This window comes from Mesorhizobium sp. M0761 (assembly GCF_040320205.1).
In the GTDB taxonomy this organism is placed as follows: Bacteria; Pseudomonadota; Alphaproteobacteria; order Rhizobiales; family Rhizobiaceae; genus Mesorhizobium.
In genome coordinates this window covers 52,286-70,121 of record NZ_JAMYPF010000011.1, presented here as the reverse complement: position 1 = coordinate 70,121, position 17,836 = coordinate 52,286, and the positions used below count along the sequence as shown (strand labels likewise).

Here is a 17,836-nt window from a genome sequence, read left to right as displayed (position 1 = left end):
AGACAAGATGTGGGACTTGTACCATATACGCCTGAACGAGCCGACCTTTTGGACGAGTCTCCAGCCAATTTCCGGGATTGGCCCGGCTTCTGGCCAGCCAAAATCCACAATCCGGGATCCAACCCCTTCAAGCTTCACGCGCCCGCCTCACGCGCCAGAACCTTGAGAATCTGGCGGCCGATCGACGCCTGACGCTTAGCGGATCGGCATCTTGCCGCGAAACAACGGCTGATGGGCCCGCATCAGAGCGGCAATCCGGTCGGCAATCTTTCGTACCGGCGGGGAGTGGCGTTCCTCATGGTGGGTGACGATCCACTGGTCGGTTTCGAGTTCTGGGATAGGATGAGCGACGCGAACCAGCCGCGGATCGCTGTCACCGACGAAGCACGGAAAGATCGAAAGGCCGGCGCCTGCGGCCACCAATTCGCGCACTGAATGGGTGTTGTTGCCGCGCACGGCGATGCGATCGCCGTGATGGGCTTGCAGCCAGCGCGCCGAGGCAATGTTTGCCCCTTCGCCGGTGACGCCGACGAACAACCCGGCGGCGATGCCGTTGATCAGGTGGCGTCCGGAATAGATGGCATACGCGACCTTGCCGCTCTGACGGCCGGCCAGCCACTGTTCGGTCGGGCGCTCGCTGCGGATGCCGATATCGGCGGCGCGGCGACCGATGTCGACCCGGTCGGTGGTGGTGACGAGTTCCACCCTGATGCCGTCATCGACGGTCCAGATTTCGCCGATATGGGTGGAAACGAAGGCCGAGGTCCATGGCCCGGCCGAGACGCGGACAATGCGGTCGGGCAGGTTTCCCTCGCGCCAGCGGGTTAGCGACTGCATTGCTGCTTCGACGTCTTCGGCGCGCCGCAGCAGTTCTTCACCGACCGGGGTTAGTCGGTAGCCGGTCTGCTGACGTACGAACAGCGCTTCGCCGATCTGCTTTTCGAGCGCGGTGACGCGTCGTCCGAGTGTGGCTGCGCTGAGGCGCGTGGTTGCCGTCGCCGCGCTCAGGCCACCCAGCCGCGCAACGTCGAGAAACAACCTCAGATCGTCCCAGCCAATATCCATTTTGCAGAAATGAAAAACTCCTTGCGACCGTGGCTGTAGCGCGAAGCGGACATCATGCGCAAGTATGCAGCCATTGGAGGCGTTGGATAATCCTGCCCTGGCAGGAAAATGACAGGCACGCCTCGGTGGCCAGGAAGTCAGCCCAATCCGTTCGATCGTGCATACGCTTTGCGCGATTGCTTTGCGTTTTCGACCAAGAGCGTGGGTATCCCGCTCGCCAAGGAGACGATCATGTTGCATGAACTTCGACACCGTTTCGCCCGCTGGCTTGCCTATCGCCAGACGCTTGCGAACTTGAGGCGGCTTCCAGACAGCATATTGGCGGATGCGGGCCTTTCTCGCGAAGAGCTCCGCGAGCGTGCCCGCGACGCCAGCCTGCGTCGCTGAGATTGGTGGCGGGCATGCAGAGAATGGAGCCGGCGGCGAGAAGCAATCAGGCGTCGTCTCCTCACTGCTGAGCTGCGGCTGAATGCGCCAATACGGTTGCCACGCTTGATGCCGCCGCAGTTTCGCTCCACATCGTGAGGGATGAAGACCGAGAAATCCGAGCGGCGTCGGACCTTGCTGTGGGCCTTGCCCGCATCGCTGGTCCTGCATGCGCTCATCACCGCGTTCCTGGTCTATGGCCTGCCCGTTCCTGCCCAGCAGCCGCAGGAGGAGGAACCGGTCAATGTCGCACTCGTCCCGCCACCCGAACCGCCGAAGCCTGAGCCCCCGCCGCCTCCAAAGCCTGAAGCGCAAAAGCAACCGGAACCGAAAGTAGAAAAGCCTGTAGCGGAAAAGCCGCCGGCGCTCGAGGTGCTGAAACCTGTATTCCAGTTCGGCGACAAGGATACCGGCCCCAGGAAATCCCTGGATGGAGCCAGCGCGCAGGATAATTCGCCGACACCGGTCAAGGACAAGGATACGAAGCCGCCAGGTGAGCCGAAGGACGTCGAGAGCAAACCCGCCACGTCGCCAGACTCCGGGGAGCCGGCGGGTACGACCAAGACCGAGGAGAAGCCGGCAACCGCAGCCTCCGAGCCGACCCAGGAGAAGCAGGCAACCGAGGACGCGAGCGAGCAGGGAGCAGACAAACAAGAGCCGCAAGATGCTGACAAGCAGGCAGCCGCGACGCCGTTGGCCACCCCCGGCGATGATGGTGAGATCGAGCTTCCTGCATCGGCCCAGGCGCCGAAGGCCAGGCCCGAAAACGCGCCGAAGCGCAGCCCTGCAAAGGTCTCGAAGCCTGGAGGCGGAGGCGCCAGGAAGCCTAGCTCCACGGAGGTGGCCTCAGCCGGGGCTTACTCGGGCCTTCCGGGCGTCCGCGAGCTCTTCTCGCACGGCGCTACCGGCAATGCATTCGGCACCACCGCGACCGACGGCATGTCTCGCGGTGAGCGCGTTGCCACACTTTGCGCCAACGTGTTGGCCGAGGAGCTGAAGGGCGCCGAGTTTTCTCCCGAGTGGCTACCAATGAGACCGCTGAAGTCGGGCAATATTGTTATAGATCCGGATGCGGCCTTTCGCGCAACGATCGGATGGTACCATGTGAGCTTCCGGTGTGAGGTCGACACCGACGCGACGCGAGTGTTGTCCTTCGACTCTCGTGTCGGGTCTGCCGCCTCGCCAGCCGAAAGCGCTCAGCTTGAACAGGAACTTCGCCGGCAGCATTCGGGGGGATAGCCTGCGCGTTATCATGCCCACGCGCTGGGCGACTGGTTTATGTAGCACCAAGGCGCTGTGATTGGGTGCCGCGTGGTTGCATCTCAATCCGCCGGGCGGTTGGCCTTGCGCCACTCCTCATATTCGCCGCGGGCATCGTCATGCAGCGGATAGTAGCGCTGCAGCGGTGCGCCCTGCATCAGCTTCTCTCGCGAGAACTCTTCCCAATCGTGATGCTTCCGGGATTCTTCGATCACCTTTGCGGCCATTGCGACGGGAAGCACTACCACCCCGTCGTCGTCTGCGATGATAATGTCGCCAGGGATCACTGTGACACCGCCGCAGGCGATCGGAACGTTGACGGCGTTCGGATAGATGCTGGTTTGCACATGGTAGTTGGGCGTCCAGCCGCGCAGCCATAGCGGCAGATCGAGCTTTTCGACATTCGGCCGGTCGCGCATGCATCCATCGATGACGATGCCCGCGCCGCCTCTGCCCTTGAAGTAGGTCGACATCATATCGCCGAAGACGCCCGAGCTCATGTCACCGCGCGCGTCGACGACGACCACATCGCCTTCCTGCGCGTGGTAGAGCACGTGCCGGTGCAGTTGCGTTTCCGGGTCGGCGTATTCTCCCTCGCTGAAGAGGTCCGGCCGCTGCGGCAGGAACTGCAGCGTCAGCGCCGGCCCGACGATCGACTTCCCATGGTTCTGCGCCACCGGACCGACCATGTGCGGATTGCGGAAACCCATGTGGCCTAGCGTGCCGGCAACCGTCGCGGCGCCGGTTTCCCTCAGGGCGTCAATGAGGTCTTTGGGCGGTCGCGTGATGTCAGGGGTATGCGTCATTGTGGACTCCGGATAAAAGGGGACTACCAGTTCGTAACAGACCCGTCGCGGCGCCTGAGGTGAGGCGCTTCCCAGAAACGAAAAGCCTCCGCCTGGACCGCCGCTTCGTTGACCTCGACGCCGAGGCCCGGCAGGTCGCTGACCGGATAGTCGGGACCGTCGAGCCGTGGCTGCACGGGGAAGAAGTCGGAATTGTCGAAGCCCAGCTTCGTCTCGGGTTCCCTGGTCTCGAGCCACGCGAAGTTGGGTACGGCGGCGGCGAGATGCAGGGTCGCGGCCGTGCACACCGGACCAAGCGGATTGTGCGGCATCAGGTCGACATAGTGCGCCTCGCTCCAGCCGGCGACTTTCATCGCCTCGGTGAGCCCGCCGACATTGCAGACATCGAGACGGTTGAACTGATGGATGCCGCGCTCGATGTAGGGCAGGAACTGCCACTTGCTGGCAAATTCCTCGCCGATGGCAAAGGGAATGTCGGTCATCCTGCGCAGGGATTCGTAGGCTTCAGGTGTCTCGTCTCGTATCGGCTCCTCGAGGAAATCCAGCACGCCGCGGCCGAGTTTGTTGCAGAAGCTCGCCGCCTCTGCCACCGACAGCCGATGATGATAGTCGATGCCGAGAACGACGTCGTCGCCAAGCGCCTCGCGCGCCTTGTTCAGCATGCTCGCGGTAGCGCCGATCGACTCGCGGGGTTCGAAGATGTCCCTGCTGCTTTGCCCTGCGGGGAAGAAGCGGATCGCCTGCCACCCCCGTGCGCGCAGCTCCCGGGCTCGTTCGATGGCGACGTCGCCCTCGGCCTCGTCTCCGGTCGAGGCGAAGGTGGGGATGCGGTCGCGCTGCTTGCCGCCCAGCAGTTCGTAGACAGGCACCCCCAGCGCCTTGCCCTTGATGTCGTGCAGGGCGACGTCGATGGCGGAAATCGCCGCCTGCAGAACGCGCCCGCCTTCGAAGTACTGGCTGCGATATGTCTCCTGCCAGATCCGCCCGATCTGCATCGGGTCGCGGCCGATGAGAAACTCGCGATAATGCTCGACCGCGCCGGCAACGGCCTTTTCGCGCCCGCTCAAGCCGCTCTCGCCCCAGCCGAAGACGCCTTGGTCGGTCTCGATCTTGACGAGCATCTGATTGCGCGTTCCAACCCACACAGGATAGGGTTTGATCGCGGTGATCTTGAGCTTTTCAGCCATCCCCAACGTTCCCAATGAACCCCGTCTTGTCTCAGCCGGCCTTGAGGGCCAGTTCAGTTTCGCCATCGAACAAATGCAGCCGCTCCTGGTCGAACTCGAGCCAGATCTGCTCGTCAGGTGCGACCGCGATGTTGGGGGACACGCTGATGTTGACGATGGCGCCTGACAGCAACGCCTGCACAAAGGTGACGTCTCCGGTCGGCTCCACTGTATAGGCCTTGGCCGGGACGCTGCCTGGCACCGCGCTCTTGTGCAGCCTGATGGTCGAGTGACGTGCGCCGAGCACGACTTTCCTCGACGTTGCCCCCGCAACCTTCCGGGCGTTGAGCGGCGAGAGCTCAAGGCTCCAGCCCTCCGCGCCGGTCAACGCAGTGTTGCCGTTTGCTGTCGATGCCTCCAGTGGAACAAGGCTCATCGCCGGGCTGCCGATGAAGCTGGCGACGAACATGTTCACCGGATGGGCAAAGACCTGCGCCGGAGAATCGTATTGCAACAGGTAGCCGCCGTTCATCACCGCCATCTTGTCGGCCATGGTCACGGCTTCGAGCTGGTCGTGCGTGACATAGATGATGGTCGCCTTGAGGTCCTGGTGGAAGCGCTTGATCTCCGAGCGCATCTGGACGCGCAGTTTGGCGTCGAGGTTGGAGAGCGGCTCGTCCATGAGGAAAACGGCAGGGTCGCGGACGAGGGCGCGCCCCAAGGCGACACGTTGCTGCTGCCCGCCTGAAAGTTCGCGCGGCTTGCGCTCGAGCAGGTGCGTCATGTCGAGCACGCGCGCCGCTTCCTTGACCTTCCTGTCGATCTCGTCCCTGGGCAGCTTGCGCATCTGCAGCGGGAACGCCAGGTTCTTGTAGACCGATTTCTGCGGGTAGAGCGCGTAGTTCTGGAACACCATCGCGATGTCCCGGTCCTTGGGGTCGAGGTCGTTGACCACGCGGTCGCCGATGACGATGTCGCCCGATGTGACCGGGATCAATCCCGCGACAAGATTGAGCGTGGTTGTCTTGCCGCAGCCCGAAGGGCCGACGAGCGCAACGAACTCGCCGTCATTGACCGTCAGCGAAACGTCGTTGACAGCTTTGAAGCCGCCATAGGTCTTGACGAGATCTCTCAGGACCACGTGGGCCATCGGCAACTCCCTACGGCATGATGCCGAAAAGTGTGAAGCGGTTTTCGGACGACATCATGCTCTATCTCTTTGATTTAGAGGCGGATTCAGATTTGAGGTCGAACAGACCTGAAATCATCCGGCTCTAGTGTTTGACCGCGCCTTCTGTAAGGGCGCGTACGAAGTATCGTTGCAGGAGGAGGAACAGCACCACGACGGGCACGCTCATCATGAAGCTGGCCGCCATCAGGCCCGGAAAGTCCGTCGTATTCTCCGAGAAGAAACGCTGTATGCCGACCGGCAGGGTCAACTGCTCGTTCTTGGAAAGGAAGGTGTAGGCATAGATGTACTCGTTCCAGGCGCCAATGAAGGAATAGATAGCTGTGGCGATGATTCCGGGCGTCGAGAGAGGCATCACGATCAGGATGAAGGCCTGGAACCGGGTCGCCCCATCGATCCGCGCCGCCTGCTCGAGCTGCACCGGAATGTTGTCGTAAAAGCCCTTGAGCAGCCAGATCGCCAGCGGCAGACCGAAGGTGAGATAGGTGAGAATGAGCGAGCCATGCGTGTTCACCAGCCCGATCGCGCGCATCAGGATGAAGAGCGGCACGAGAAAGATCACCGCCGGGAACATGTTGCGCAAAAGCACGGTGAAGAACAGGAAGTTTCGACCGGGGAAACGAAAGCGCGAAAACGCGTACGCCGCAGGAACGGCCACGATCACCGAAAGGATTGTGGTGACCGTGGACACGTAGAGGCTGTTCCAGAAAAAACGCAGGAAGTCCTGGCCGACGCTGTTTTGCGGATCCAGCAGCTTTTGGTAGCTGGCCAGGGTAGGCTCTTCCGGCCACCATTGCGGCGGGAACTGCATCGCCGCGAAGCCGGACTTGATCGAGGTGATCAGCATCCAGATCATCGGCAACGCGGTGTAAAGCAGCATGAACACGAGGAAGATGCGCCCGGCCCAACGCCATCCGTCGATGCGCATGCGGCGCCGGGCCGGACGTCGAGGGACTGTCTCGACGATCGTGCTCATGCGCTCCCCTCTTTGCGCTCGTTGCCGGCCAGCGCACGGACGTAGAAGTAGCCCAGCACCATCAGCATGAGGAACAGGAGTACCGAATAGGCCGATGCGACGCCCCATCGCTGCCGGCCGAAAGCGAGCTCATAAATGTGGGTGATCCAGATGTGCGAAGCGTTCGACGGCCCGCCACCGGTCATGATCCACGGGATGATGAAGGAATTGAAATTGGCCACTGCGAGCAGCAGGATCGTCACCGTGGAGACGTTGCGCAGATGCGGGAAGGTGACGTGCCAGAAACGCTGCCATGCATTGGCCCCGTCGACTTCCGCGGCGCGCAGCAACTGGTCGGGGACCGTCTGCAAACCGGCCATCATCATGATCATGGCAAACGGAAACTCGCGCCAGATGTTGACGACGATCAAGGAGGGCAGCACCGTGCTGACGTTGTCGATGAAGTTCGGCGGCCGGTCAGCCAATCCGAGGCCGACCAGCACCGCGCCGATGATGCCGAAGTCCGAATGGTAAATCCACTTCCAGATATAGGAGGCGGCAACCGCGCTGATGACCCAGGGAATGATCAGGATAGCGCGCAGGACACCCCGGCCGATAAACTCGCGGTGGAGGGCCAGCGCAGCGGCAAATCCCAAGGCAAAGGCAACGAAGGTGGATGCAATCGTCCAGATCAGGGTGTTCAAGGTGACTTTCCAGAACACCTGACTGGTGAGGATGGCCGTGTAGTTGTCCAATCCGATAAAGGTCTTGTCGCGGAGCTGCAGGCCAGGCGGCGTTTTAAAGAACGACAGCTCGACCGTGTAGTAGATCGGATAGGCGATGACGATGAGCATCACGGCGATCGCTGGAAGCACGTAAGCGTAGTCGGCGCGATGCTCCCAAATATTCCGCAGCACCCCGGAGCTACCGGGTTGCAATCTTCGGCGAGCCTCGGCCTTGCCGGTCACGATCGTCACGATGGCGTGCCCTTGTTGTTCGGAGCAAACCGGCTGCACGCACTATCGGCGCAGCCGGTCGGATCGCAGGTCAGGCCCGGACTAGAGTCCGTCCATCAGGTTCTTCACCTTCTCGGCCGCGTCGTCCGCTGCCTGGTCGACGGTCATCGCTCCGGTCAGGGCGTTCTGCAGCATGTCCGGGACGATGATATTCATGATCTCGGGGGATTGCGGCAGCGCCGGGAACGGAATGCCGTATGGCAACATCGAGGTGGTGACATCGAGGAACTTGATGTTGTCCAGACGTTCCTTCATCCATTTGGTCTTGAAGCCGTTGAGGTTGCCCGGGTTCGAGCCGGCATACGCCATCTTCAGCGACCATTCAGGGCTCGTCCACATGCAGATGATGGCCTTTGCAGCCGGCTCGTCCACCTTGCCGCCCTCGACATATTCGGGCTTCAGGATGTGAATGTTCGAGCCGCCAAACACGACGGCGCGCTTGCCGTCGGGGCCGGTCGGGATCAGGCCGTAGCGCATGTTGTCGATGACGGTCTGCGCCTTCTCCTTGTCGGCGCCCGTTGCCTTCTTCTGCAGGTCGAGCATGACGTTATAGTCGGACGGGTGCGAGACCATCATGCCGAGTTGGCCGGCGACGAACAGGGGCTGGTTATCGGCCTGCTGGTTGGTGAGGGCCGAAACCGGAACCGACTTGTCGCGAACATACATGTCGTAGGAGGCTTGCAACGCCGCCTTGCTCTGCGGGCTATTGAGCTCGACCTCCTTATAGGTCGGGTTCGCGGAGGCTTCGTCGAAGACACCGCCGCCATAGGCCCATAGTTGCGGCATGAAGCGGTACGGCGTGTTGCCGGCGTTCTTTCGCGCCACGAGGCCGTAGCCGGCAATGCCGAGCTTGTCATGGATCTGCTTGGAATATTTGACGACGTCGTCCCAGGTCGCCGGAGCCTTGTCCGGATCGAGGCCCGCACGCTTGAAGATGTCGGCGTTCCAGATGAACGCCATCGTCTCATTGTTGGTGGGAATGCCGTAGGTCACGCCATCCCAGGTTACCGCCTTCATGGCGCCGGGCCAGAAATCCTCCGTGGGATAGCCCACATCTTCCGGCTTGAGCGGCTGCAGATAACCCTTCGAGGCGAACTCGGTTCCGCCCAGGATTTGCAGGCGGACCGCCATCGGCGCCGCATTGCCGAGCAGCGCCGTGCGGAATTTGTCGAGAAGGTCGTTGTAGGTGAGGGCCTGATCCTCGAGCTGGATGTTCGGATAGGTCTTGCGGAAGGTTTCGAAGAAATCCTTGTAGTACTGGCGCAGGAGATCGGGGTCGCCCTCGAACACACCCTGATACCAGAACGTCAGTCGCCCCTTGTAGTCGAGCGGAGTGACCTTGCCGCAATCGGCGGCCGTGTCGAAATCCTGTGTGCCGGCGATGGAGCGCACATATTCCGGCGACCACTTGCTCAAATCGACCGGCGGCGAACCCAGCGCCGATCCCGACATGAGCGACGCCATCAAAGCAGTGGCGACAGTGCCGCGCAGGACGGCACCGCCGAGTGTAATCCTCGTCATAGTATCCTCCCAGATTCTCCCATGCCGCTGTGCGCCAAGGGGCTCGTCCGACCGTGCGGGATGCGTCCTTCTGCTCAATGTATCCCTTCGATCATCTGGTACGTTTTCAGATCGTGGATTGCCTGTCAACGCACCCGATCGTACATTGTTTGCAAAACGCGTGTATGATATCGAGCATGCGATGTACTAATCGGGGGAGCCGGCTTTGGCCGAAACAAGTGATTTCAAAGCAGAGCCACCCGTGGGGATTGATCCCATCGGGGCGTCCAGCGAGGGCGCCTCGCTTTATGAGCTGATCCGGGAAGACATCATCGAGGGACGGCTCGCCGCCAACGAACGGCTTGTGGTCACCGATCTCGCCCGGCGTCACGGCACCTCGACCAACCCCGTACGCGAGGCGCTGCAGCTGTTGCGAGGGGAGGGCTTCGTCACCTTTGTCGCCAACCGTGGCGCGCGCGTCCGGCCCATAGACCAGGATTTTGTCCGGGATATCTACGAGATCGGAGTCCTGATCGAGCCGGCCCTGACGCGATGGTTCGTGAACATGGCGACCGGCGAGGACATCGCCGAACTCGAACGCATCCAGGCTCTGATCGAAGAGAACAACTTCACCGACACATTGCGGCACAGTGAACTGGATACCGCCTTCCACACCGTAATGTACCAGCGCCACTACAACCGCCATGCCGCCGAGCTTTGGTGGAAGCATCGCGAAGTGCTGCGAGCCGTGAGCCGCCGTTTCAATTTCACGCTCGCGCGGCGGGCCGCCATCATGCGTGAACACCGCGAGCTCATCGCGCATATCAAATCCGGAAATGCCGACGAGGCGGCCGAACTCATTGCCCGCCATGTCGAGGGTTCCGGCCGGCACGTTCTCGAACAGATGCGTGCGCGCAACGCCGCTCGGGCCGGATAGAACTTCCAGCCCAGAAAATCATTGGTCCGGCCATCAGACAGAGGTAGTTGAGAGATGAAAATCACGAGCGTTCGGCCGTGGCTGATCAAGTCCGATGCTTCCTATTGGGGAGAGTTCCTGTTCGTCGAGGTGACGACCGACGAAGGGGTGAGTGGCTGGGGGGAAATCACCACCACCACAAGGCTCGCCAACCGCGCGCTGTGCACGATCCTGCGGCAGATCGGTGTTGCCGTCACAGGTGAGGATCCGGCGCGCATCGAGCATCTCTGGCACAAGATTTTCCGCAGCTTCACCTATATGGGCAGCCGCGGCGCCGCGGTCGAATGCGTGAGTGCTATCGACATAGCGCTCTGGGACATTCGCGGCAAAGTTCTCGGCAAGCCGATCTACGAGCTGCTGGGCGGACCGGTACGCGATGAAATCGCGCTCTATACCCACCCCAACCAGGCCAAGTTTACCAGCAAGGAGGCTGTGGTCCGCGAAATTCGAGACATCGTCGAATCCGGACACACCGGGCTGAAGTTCGATCCTTTCCCCCACCAGGGCCGCACCGCCGATGGCTTGGCGCGCGAACAGCGGGACGGCTACCTCGATGGCAGCATGACCCGCAAGGACGAGCGCGAGGCTGCCGAACTGACGGCTTTGATCCGTGAAACGGCGGGGCCCGATGTCGACATTCTCATCGACGCGCATGGCCGCTTCGACGTCCCCACCGCCATTCGCCTCTGCCGAAGCCTCGAGGAAGCCGGCCAGATCGACTGGTTCGAGGAGCCATGCCCGCCCGAAAGCCTCAATGCCCTCAAGCAAGTGCGTGAGAAGGTCAGTGCCGCCATCTCGTGGGGCGAGCGCGGCCACACCAAATGGGATTTCGTGCCGGTGCTCGAGAACAGGCTTGCGGACTACATCATGCCGGACGTTACCTGGACCGGCGGCATTACCGAACTGAAGAAGATTTCCGCCCTGTGCGAAGCCTACTACATCCCGGTCTCGCCCCATGACGCCGCGGGACCGATCAATGTGGTTGCGGGAGCGCAGGTGATGATGACGGTTCCCAACTTCTACAAGCTCGAAACGTCGGAGTGGAACCTGGACAAATATAATCACCTCATCGACGAGCCACTCGATGTCTCGAACGGCAGCCTCAAGCTGGCGTCGAAGCCGGGTCTCGGTGTCGAGATGAACCGAGACTACCTGCAGGCCCACGAGATAGAGCTTGGCTAGCAACGCTTATGCAGGCCGGGGGTGCGGGGCGCCACCAATCAGAACGAGGATAAGCCATGGCAAAGACGGGTAGCGCCGGCGAGGCGCTCAATCGGGTAAATACGAACTCCAGGCCGAGCGACCTGCGCATCACCGACCTGCGCGTTGCCGAGATCGTCGGCGCGCCGTTCACCTCCGCGCTGGTCAAGATCTACACCAACCAGGGCATTGTCGGCCTGGGCGAAGTGCGCGACGGCGCCAGCGCGACCTATGCGCTGATGCTGAAGAGCCGGTTGCTGGGCGAGAACCCTTGCGACGTCGACCGGCTGTTCCGCCGCATCAAACAATTTGGCGGCCATGGACGGCAAGGTGGCGGAGTCTCGGCAGTCGAGATCGCGCTTTGGGACCTCGCCGGCAAGGCGTACGGCGTGCCGATCTACCAGATGCTGGGAGGACGGTTTCGCGACAAGGTGCGTGTCTATTGCGACACCGACGCGGACAAGCCCAGCGGCACCGAGACCGGAAAGCGGCTCAAGGCGCGGATGGATCTCGGTTTCACCTTCCTCAAGATGGATCTCGGGCTGGCGCAGATCTCCCACATTCCCGGCGCGGTGGTGGCGCCAGCCGGCGTGCTCGACGGTTTCCGCAGCCATCCCGCTCGCGGCCCGGCACGCACGCTGGACGAGCGCCGGGCGCGTAATGCCGCCTATGACGCGCAAAACGTGCCGCATCCCTTCACCGGCCTCCACTTCACCGAAAAGGGCATCGACCTGCTCGACCAATATATCCACGAGGTCCGCGAGGTGATCGGCTACGAGGTTCCGCTCGCCATCGACCATGTCGGCCACATCCTCGCTGCAGGACGGCATCCGTCTGGCCCGGCGGATCGAGAAATACGCACCGGCCTGGCTCGAGGACGTGATCCCCTGGCAGTACACCGAGCAGTATCGGCAGTTGCAGCAGGCGACCTCGGTGCCGATCTGCACGGGTGAGGACATCTACCTCAAGGAAGGCTTCGAGCCGCTGCTCAACGCCGGCATCTCGGTCATCCATCCGGATCTGCTGACCACCGGCGGCATTCTCGAGACCAAGAAGATCGGCGACGCGGCGCAGGAGCATGGCGTCGCCATGGCCATTCACATGGCGGAAAGCCCGATCGCGGCAATGGCCGCCGCGCATGTCGCGGTGGCGACGGAAAACTTCATGGCGCTCGAATATCACAGCGTCGAAGTCGACTGGTGGGACGATATCGTCACCGGCCTGCCCAAGCCGCTGGTCAAGGACGGCTTCATCACCGTGCCCGACAAGCCTGGTCTGGGCATCGACGCCATCGTCGACGAAGTGATCAGCCAGCACCTGCAGCCCGGCGTCACCGGCATCTGGCAACCGACCGATCACTGGGACGACGAATACTCCTGGGACCGCACCTGGAGCTGACTCTACACTTCTCTCCTCGGAGGGAGAGTGAACAGAAGGATGGACCATGATCTACGAACTTCGCATTTACGACTGCGTGCCGGGCCGGCTGCCGACGCTGCTCAAGCGTTTCAACGACCATACCTTGGCGCTGTGGGATAGACACGGCATCCGCCATGCCGGGTTCTTCACCACGGTGGTCGGCGAAAACAGCAATCGACTGACCTATTTCGTCGCCTGGGAATCCCTTGCCGAGCGCGAAGTGAGATGGAAGGCCTTCACCACCGATCCGGCATGGCTCGAGGCCCGCGACGAGTCCGAGCGCGATGGCCCGATCCTGGCCAATATTTCCAGCCAGTTTCTCGCGCCAACCGCCTTCTCGTCGGTGAAATAGAGGACATCATGAAGATCACCGATCTCAGGTGCGCCGTCATCGGCAGGCACCCCATCGTGCGCATCGTCACCGACGAAGGCCTCCATGGCCTCGGCGAGGTCGAGTACACCAAGCCTTATCTGAAACCCTGGGTGCTGCATTTCCGCGACGCGCTGATCGGCGAGGACCCGACGGATGTCGAACGCGTGATGCTGAAGATCCGGCAGCGCGGCTCGTTCAAGCCCTACGGCGCCGCCGTCAGCGCCATAGAGCATGCGCTGTGGGACATCGCCGGCAAGGCCGCCGGCGTCCCGGTCTACAAGCTGCTCGGCGGCAAGGTGCGCGACAAGGTGCGGGTCTACAACGGCTCCATCCGCAAGAAGCGCACCGGCGACAGGCCGGAGGATTACGCGGCCGACGTCAAATGGATGATGGAGCGGCCGGAAGCTTTCTTCATGGTCAAGCAAGGCATCAGCTTTCATTCCAACATGAAGACCAGCGTCCCCGGCTTCCACTACGGCGTGCGTCAGCCGCCGACCTATCACGGCGCGATGGACCAGGGGCAGATCAGCGAGCGCGGCATGGCGCATATGATCGACTGCGTCATCGCCATGAAGGAGGTGCTTGGCGACAAGGTCTCGCTGGCGCTGGATTGCGGCCCCGGCTGGTTCCTGCCCGACGCCATCCGCTTCGCGCGGGCCGTGGAAAAGTACAATCTGATGTGGCTGGAGGATATGCTGACCGGAGACTATGTGCCATGGGTCAATCCACAGGCCTACCGTGAACTCACGACATCGACGTCCACCCCGATCCATACGGGCGAACAGATTTATCTGCGCCATAATTTCAAGGAACTGATCGAAACACAGGCGGTGCGCGTCATCGGCCCGGATCCCGCCGACATCGGCGGTATCGCCGAGCTCAAATGGGTGGCCGAGCATGCCTATATGCACTCGATCATGATGGCGCCGCACGGCACGGCGAACGGTCTGCTGGGCCTCGGCGCGCTGATCAATGTCTGCGCCACGCTGCCGGCCAACTACATCGCCTTCGAATATCCCAGCGCCTCCGACCCCTGGTGGGAGGACATCGTCGTCGGCCTGCCCAAGGGGCAGATCGTCAGGGATAGCATGGTGGACCTGCTCGAAGCTCCGGGACTGGGCCTCGACATCGACGCCAAGGCGGCGAAGAAGTATCTCGCGGCAGAGGACGCCGGTTTCTTCGACCGATAACGATCCGACGCGACCTGAGCGTCAAGGGCTATCGAACGGCTCGCACACATGGGTGAGCGTCCACGCCGTGCCGCCTATTTCGTTTCGGGCAGCATCTCGTCCATCAACTGCTTGACGGCCTCGGCGGATCTTTTCATCCCGGCTTCGTCCATGGCCCAACCGGCGAAGCGTTCCAGCAAGGTGGCGAACCTTACTAGGTCCTGCTCATCCCACTGTGCCAGCGATCCGGCGAAAATCCGCCATTTGGTCTGGCGCACCGCCGCCACGAGGCGCTCACCCTTGGCGGTGAGTTTGAGGCAGATGCGGCGGGCATCGCGTTGCGATGCGACACGGCAGGCATAGCCGCGTTCGACGAGGTCGGCCGCGATGCGGCTGGCGCGCGACGGATCGATCTCGAGGCGCTCGGCGATGACGCCAACCGTCACCTCATCCTGCTGGGTAGCGCTGAAAACCGGATTGTTCGCGATGGCGCTGATCGCATCGAGATGGCTCACTTCCAGCGAAGGGTCTACGCGCGCCAGGATCATGCGGCCGAAGTCGCGGCGCTGGATCGAGCGGCGCACCTTGCTCATTACCGCATCGATGGCGGCCACGGCCTCGGCCGCCGGTTCGGACAGGCCGCTGCCGCGCGCCAGACCGGCGAGGTCCCGATCGCCGCGCGTCTGGAACAGGGATGGAAATCGGTCCGGACTGCTGGATGCGTTGCTGCTCATCCATAGCGCGTTAGCAAGAATATATGCTGATGTCAATTATATGCTGAGCGCACATATCTGGTTGACACCTCTCGGCTGTGGGCACATAAATCGCGCCCCAAGTTACGGAGACACCGATGACTGTCGAGCAGACGCTGCCGGACACAGCGCCCGTGGAGGCCCAAGTCAGGCCCGACCTTACGACCTTGATCGTCTATTTCGGCGCGCTGATCGCCATGTTCATGGCCACCATCGACATGCAGATCGTCGTCACCGCCTTGCCCACGATCGCGGGCGAACTCGGCAATCTGCATCTGTTCGGCTGGGTCGGTGCCGCCTACCTGCTCTCGACCGCCGCGGTCTCGCCATTCTACGGCAAGCTTGGCGACATGTATGGCCGCAAGAATGTCGTGCTGACGGCGATCGGACTGTTCCTGCTGGGCTCGCTGTCTGCGGCATGGCATGGTCGATGGAGAGCTTGATCGCCGCGCGCGTGCTGCAGGGTATCGGCGGGGGTGGGTTGATGGTTTCGGCCTTCGCCATGATCGGCGAACTGTTTTCGCCGCGCGACCGCGCCAAATATCAGGGCTACAGTTCGGCGGTGTTCGCGCTGTCGTCGGTGCTCGGCCCGCTGGCCGGCGGCTACATCACCAGCCTGTTCGGCTGGCGTTGGGTGTTCCTGGTCAATTTGCCGATAGGGATCATCGTGCTGGCGGTGCTGGCCTTCGCCATGCGCAGCCGGTTCAACGAAAAGCGGCACCGCATCGACTATCTCGGCGGCGTGCTGCTCGCCACCGGCACGACGGCGATCGTCTATTGGGGCTATCATGTGCTCGACCCCAGCGGGCCGGACCTGCTCACCTTCGTATTGCCACTCCTCGCGCTGGTCGCCATCACCTTGTTCATCATGGTGGAGCGCCGGGCCGAAGAGCCGATCGTGCCGTTGCGGCTGTTCGGCAATTCGACGGTCAGCATCGTCTCGGGCGTGTCGCTGGTCGCCGGAACGGTGACGCTGGGCATGTTCTTCTATTTCGCCCTCTACATGCAGACGCTGACGGGTCTCAGCCCGGCCGAAGTCGGCTTCCTGTTCCTGCCGGCGTCGCTGACATCGATGGTCATCTCGATCGTCGCCGGGCGGGTAATTGCCGCAACCGGACGCTACAAATGGATGCCGGTGGTCGCCATGGGTATCGGCGGGTTTCTGATGCTGGGCTTTGTCCTCACCAACCAGCACACGCCGATCTGGGTGCTGGCAACGATGATGGCTGTGTTCGGCATCAGCATGGGCCTGCAGTTCCAGGTGCTGATCGTGGCGATCCAGGCGGCGGCACCGCTGCAGGATATCGGCGCGGTGACCTCGCTGATCACCCAGGCGCGGACGCTCGGTGCATCGCTGGGTCTGGCGCTGAACGGCGCGGTGATGATCTGGGCGCTGAACCGGCAGACGTCAGAGCTTCCCACTGAGGCCGCCGTATTGCTGCCGCAGGGCCTGAATGGATTGACCCCGCACCTCGCATCGAGCCTGCCGGACGCGATCCGTGAGGTGGTGCTCGACCACTACTCCAGTGGCTTCAACGTGATGTTCATCTGGGTGGCGGCGCTCTATTTCGTCGCCATGGGGCTGACGCTGCTGCTCGAGGACAAAGAGATCCCGAAGCGGGCCTGAGCCAAAGCTTGTGTCATGCGCTGGGTTTAGGCATTTGGCGATGATCTGAAATCACCGAGGAGGACAGCCATGATCATCGACACTCATCTGCACCTGATCGACCTGTCGGCGCTGCGCTATCCCTGGCTCAGCCGCGAGCCGGCGCTCAACCGCGATTTCCCGCACGCAGAATATGCGATCCAGGCCCGCCGCGCCGGTATCGAGGCCGCGCTGCATATGGAGGTCGACGTCGATGAAGCCGACATCCAGGCCGAGACCAGCCATGTGAAGGCGCAGTCGCTGGAGAAGGGCAGTCTGTTGCGCGGGGCGATCGCCTCCTGCCGCCCGGAGGAGGCCGGCTTCGCCGCCTATCTCGGGCGCCAGCAAGCCGACCCTTTCGTCAAGGGGTTCCGCCGCGTGCTGCATGTCATGCCGGACGAGCTTTCGGACAGCGCGCTGTTTCGCGAAAACATCAAGCGGCTTGCCGGCACCGGCCTGACCTTCGACCTCGTCGTCCTGCCGCATCAGATTCCAAGGGCGGTTGCGCTCGCCGATCTGGCGCCGGATGTGCAGTTCGTGCTCGACCATTGCGGCGTGCCCGACATCAAGGCCAGTGCGGAACATCCGTGGCGCGAGCATATGACCGAGATCGCGCGGCGTCCCAATGTTATCGGCAAGATCTCCGGTGTCGTCGCCTTTGCCGATGCCGGCTCATGGACCGTCGAGACCTTGCGCCCCTATGTCGAGCACACGATCGGCATTTTCGGCTGGGACCGCGTCGTGTGGGGCAGCGACTGGCCGGTGTGCACGCTTGGCGGTGGCCTTGCCACCTGGGTGGCGGCGACACACGCGCTGATCGCGGGCGCCAGCCCTGAGGAGAGGACGAAATTGCTGTCGGGCAATGCCAAGCGGATGTGGAAGCTGTAGCGCGGTCGGACACCGATTGCCTGCAAGCGCG

The 17,836-nt window shown here is 62.4% G+C and carries 17 protein-coding genes and 1 pseudogene; 10 read left to right on the top strand and 8 right to left on the bottom strand.

Translation table 11 applies throughout. The features are described 5' to 3' along the window. Window positions 1–195: 195 nt before the first annotated feature. Complete coding sequence (locus tag NKI32_RS18910; protein WP_023668092.1) at window positions 196–1,065, bottom strand: LysR family transcriptional regulator; 870 nt, start codon at window positions 1,063–1,065, stop codon at window positions 196–198. A gap of 231 nt (window positions 1,066–1,296) precedes the next feature. Between NKI32_RS18910 and NKI32_RS18905 the strand changes: the two genes are divergently transcribed. Both NKI32_RS18905 and NKI32_RS18900 read left to right on the top strand, forming a co-directional pair. Continuing rightward, window positions 1,297–1,452 (top strand): YjiS-like domain-containing protein, encoded by a 156-nt coding sequence (locus NKI32_RS18905; RefSeq protein WP_023744508.1) that lies wholly within the window; start codon window positions 1,297–1,299, stop codon window positions 1,450–1,452. Between the two features lie 141 nt (window positions 1,453–1,593). After that, window positions 1,594–2,730 carry a DUF930 domain-containing protein gene (locus tag NKI32_RS18900; RefSeq protein WP_352985516.1) on the top strand — a complete coding sequence of 379 codons (1,137 nt, stop codon included), beginning with the start codon at window positions 1,594–1,596 and terminating at the stop codon, window positions 2,728–2,730. Window positions 2,731–2,813: 83 nt separating this feature from the next. Here NKI32_RS18900 and NKI32_RS18895 read toward each other — a convergent pair whose 3' ends face one another. The 6 genes from NKI32_RS18895 to NKI32_RS18870 form a co-directional block, all read right to left on the bottom strand. Beyond that, window positions 2,814–3,557 carry a ribonuclease activity regulator RraA gene (locus NKI32_RS18895; RefSeq protein ID WP_353003158.1) on the bottom strand — a complete coding sequence of 248 codons (744 nt, stop codon included), beginning with the start codon at window positions 3,555–3,557 and terminating at the stop codon, window positions 2,814–2,816. 23 nt (window positions 3,558–3,580) lie between these two features. Continuing rightward, window positions 3,581–4,744 (bottom strand): mandelate racemase/muconate lactonizing enzyme family protein, encoded by a 1,164-nt coding sequence (locus NKI32_RS18890; RefSeq protein ID WP_023729481.1) that lies wholly within the window; start codon window positions 4,742–4,744, stop codon window positions 3,581–3,583. 31 nt (window positions 4,745–4,775) lie between these two features. Beyond that, window positions 4,776–5,873: an ABC transporter ATP-binding protein gene (locus NKI32_RS18885; RefSeq protein WP_023729480.1), complete on the bottom strand. Its 1,098-nt coding sequence runs from the start codon at window positions 5,871–5,873 to the stop codon at window positions 4,776–4,778. Between the two features lie 124 nt (window positions 5,874–5,997). Further along, window positions 5,998–6,888 (bottom strand): carbohydrate ABC transporter permease, encoded by an 891-nt coding sequence (locus tag NKI32_RS18880; RefSeq protein ID WP_023714612.1) that lies wholly within the window; start codon window positions 6,886–6,888, stop codon window positions 5,998–6,000. After that, on the bottom strand, window positions 6,885–7,844 hold the full coding sequence (locus NKI32_RS18875; protein ID WP_023681191.1) for a carbohydrate ABC transporter permease: 960 nt from the start codon (window positions 7,842–7,844) through the stop codon (window positions 6,885–6,887). The genes NKI32_RS18880 and NKI32_RS18875 overlap by 4 nt, the downstream gene beginning before the upstream one ends. 81 nt (window positions 7,845–7,925) lie before the next feature. Then, window positions 7,926–9,404, bottom strand: a complete 1,479-nt coding sequence (locus NKI32_RS18870) for an ABC transporter substrate-binding protein (protein ID WP_023712166.1) — start codon at window positions 9,402–9,404, stop codon at window positions 7,926–7,928. A 205-nt stretch (window positions 9,405–9,609) separates the two neighbouring features. Here NKI32_RS18870 and NKI32_RS18865 point away from each other — a divergent pair, with 205 nt between their 5' ends. The 5 genes and pseudogenes from NKI32_RS18865 (at window position 9,610) to NKI32_RS18845 (ending at window position 14,541) form a co-directional block, all read left to right on the top strand. After that, the gene (locus tag NKI32_RS18865) at window positions 9,610–10,320 is read left to right on the top strand and encodes a GntR family transcriptional regulator (protein WP_023817855.1); all 711 of its coding nucleotides are present in this window, start codon (window positions 9,610–9,612) and stop codon (window positions 10,318–10,320) included. A gap of 54 nt (window positions 10,321–10,374) precedes the next feature. Continuing rightward, the gene (locus NKI32_RS18860) at window positions 10,375–11,541 is read left to right on the top strand and encodes a mandelate racemase/muconate lactonizing enzyme family protein (protein ID WP_023729476.1); all 1,167 of its coding nucleotides are present in this window, start codon (window positions 10,375–10,377) and stop codon (window positions 11,539–11,541) included. Between the two features lie 56 nt (window positions 11,542–11,597). Then, window positions 11,598–12,957: pseudogene (locus NKI32_RS18855) on the top strand (mandelate racemase/muconate lactonizing enzyme family protein). Window positions 12,958–13,003: 46 nt separating this feature from the next. Further along, window positions 13,004–13,330 (top strand): NIPSNAP family protein, encoded by a 327-nt coding sequence (locus tag NKI32_RS18850; protein ID WP_023817857.1) that lies wholly within the window; start codon window positions 13,004–13,006, stop codon window positions 13,328–13,330. A gap of 8 nt (window positions 13,331–13,338) precedes the next feature. After that, window positions 13,339–14,541, top strand: coding sequence for a mandelate racemase/muconate lactonizing enzyme family protein (locus tag NKI32_RS18845; RefSeq protein WP_023817858.1), 1,203 nt, complete (start codon window positions 13,339–13,341; stop codon window positions 14,539–14,541). Window positions 14,542–14,615: 74 nt separating this feature from the next. Here the strand turns inward: NKI32_RS18845 and NKI32_RS18840 are convergent, their stop codons facing one another. Beyond that, complete coding sequence (locus NKI32_RS18840) at window positions 14,616–15,254, bottom strand: MarR family winged helix-turn-helix transcriptional regulator (protein WP_023744514.1); 639 nt, start codon at window positions 15,252–15,254, stop codon at window positions 14,616–14,618. Between the two features lie 116 nt (window positions 15,255–15,370). Here NKI32_RS18840 and NKI32_RS18835 point away from each other — a divergent pair, with 116 nt between their 5' ends. The 3 genes from NKI32_RS18835 (at window position 15,371) to NKI32_RS18825 (ending at window position 17,805) form a co-directional block, all read left to right on the top strand. Further along, window positions 15,371–15,715: an MFS transporter gene (locus NKI32_RS18835; RefSeq protein ID WP_353003157.1), complete on the top strand. Its 345-nt coding sequence runs from the start codon at window positions 15,371–15,373 to the stop codon at window positions 15,713–15,715. Further along, window positions 15,703–16,899: an MFS transporter gene (locus tag NKI32_RS18830; RefSeq protein ID WP_353003156.1), complete on the top strand. Its 1,197-nt coding sequence runs from the start codon at window positions 15,703–15,705 to the stop codon at window positions 16,897–16,899. The genes NKI32_RS18835 and NKI32_RS18830 overlap by 13 nt, the downstream gene beginning before the upstream one ends. A gap of 69 nt (window positions 16,900–16,968) precedes the next feature. Further along, window positions 16,969–17,805 (top strand): amidohydrolase family protein, encoded by an 837-nt coding sequence (locus NKI32_RS18825; RefSeq protein WP_353003155.1) that lies wholly within the window; start codon window positions 16,969–16,971, stop codon window positions 17,803–17,805. The last annotated feature ends 31 nt before the right edge of the window (window positions 17,806–17,836 follow it).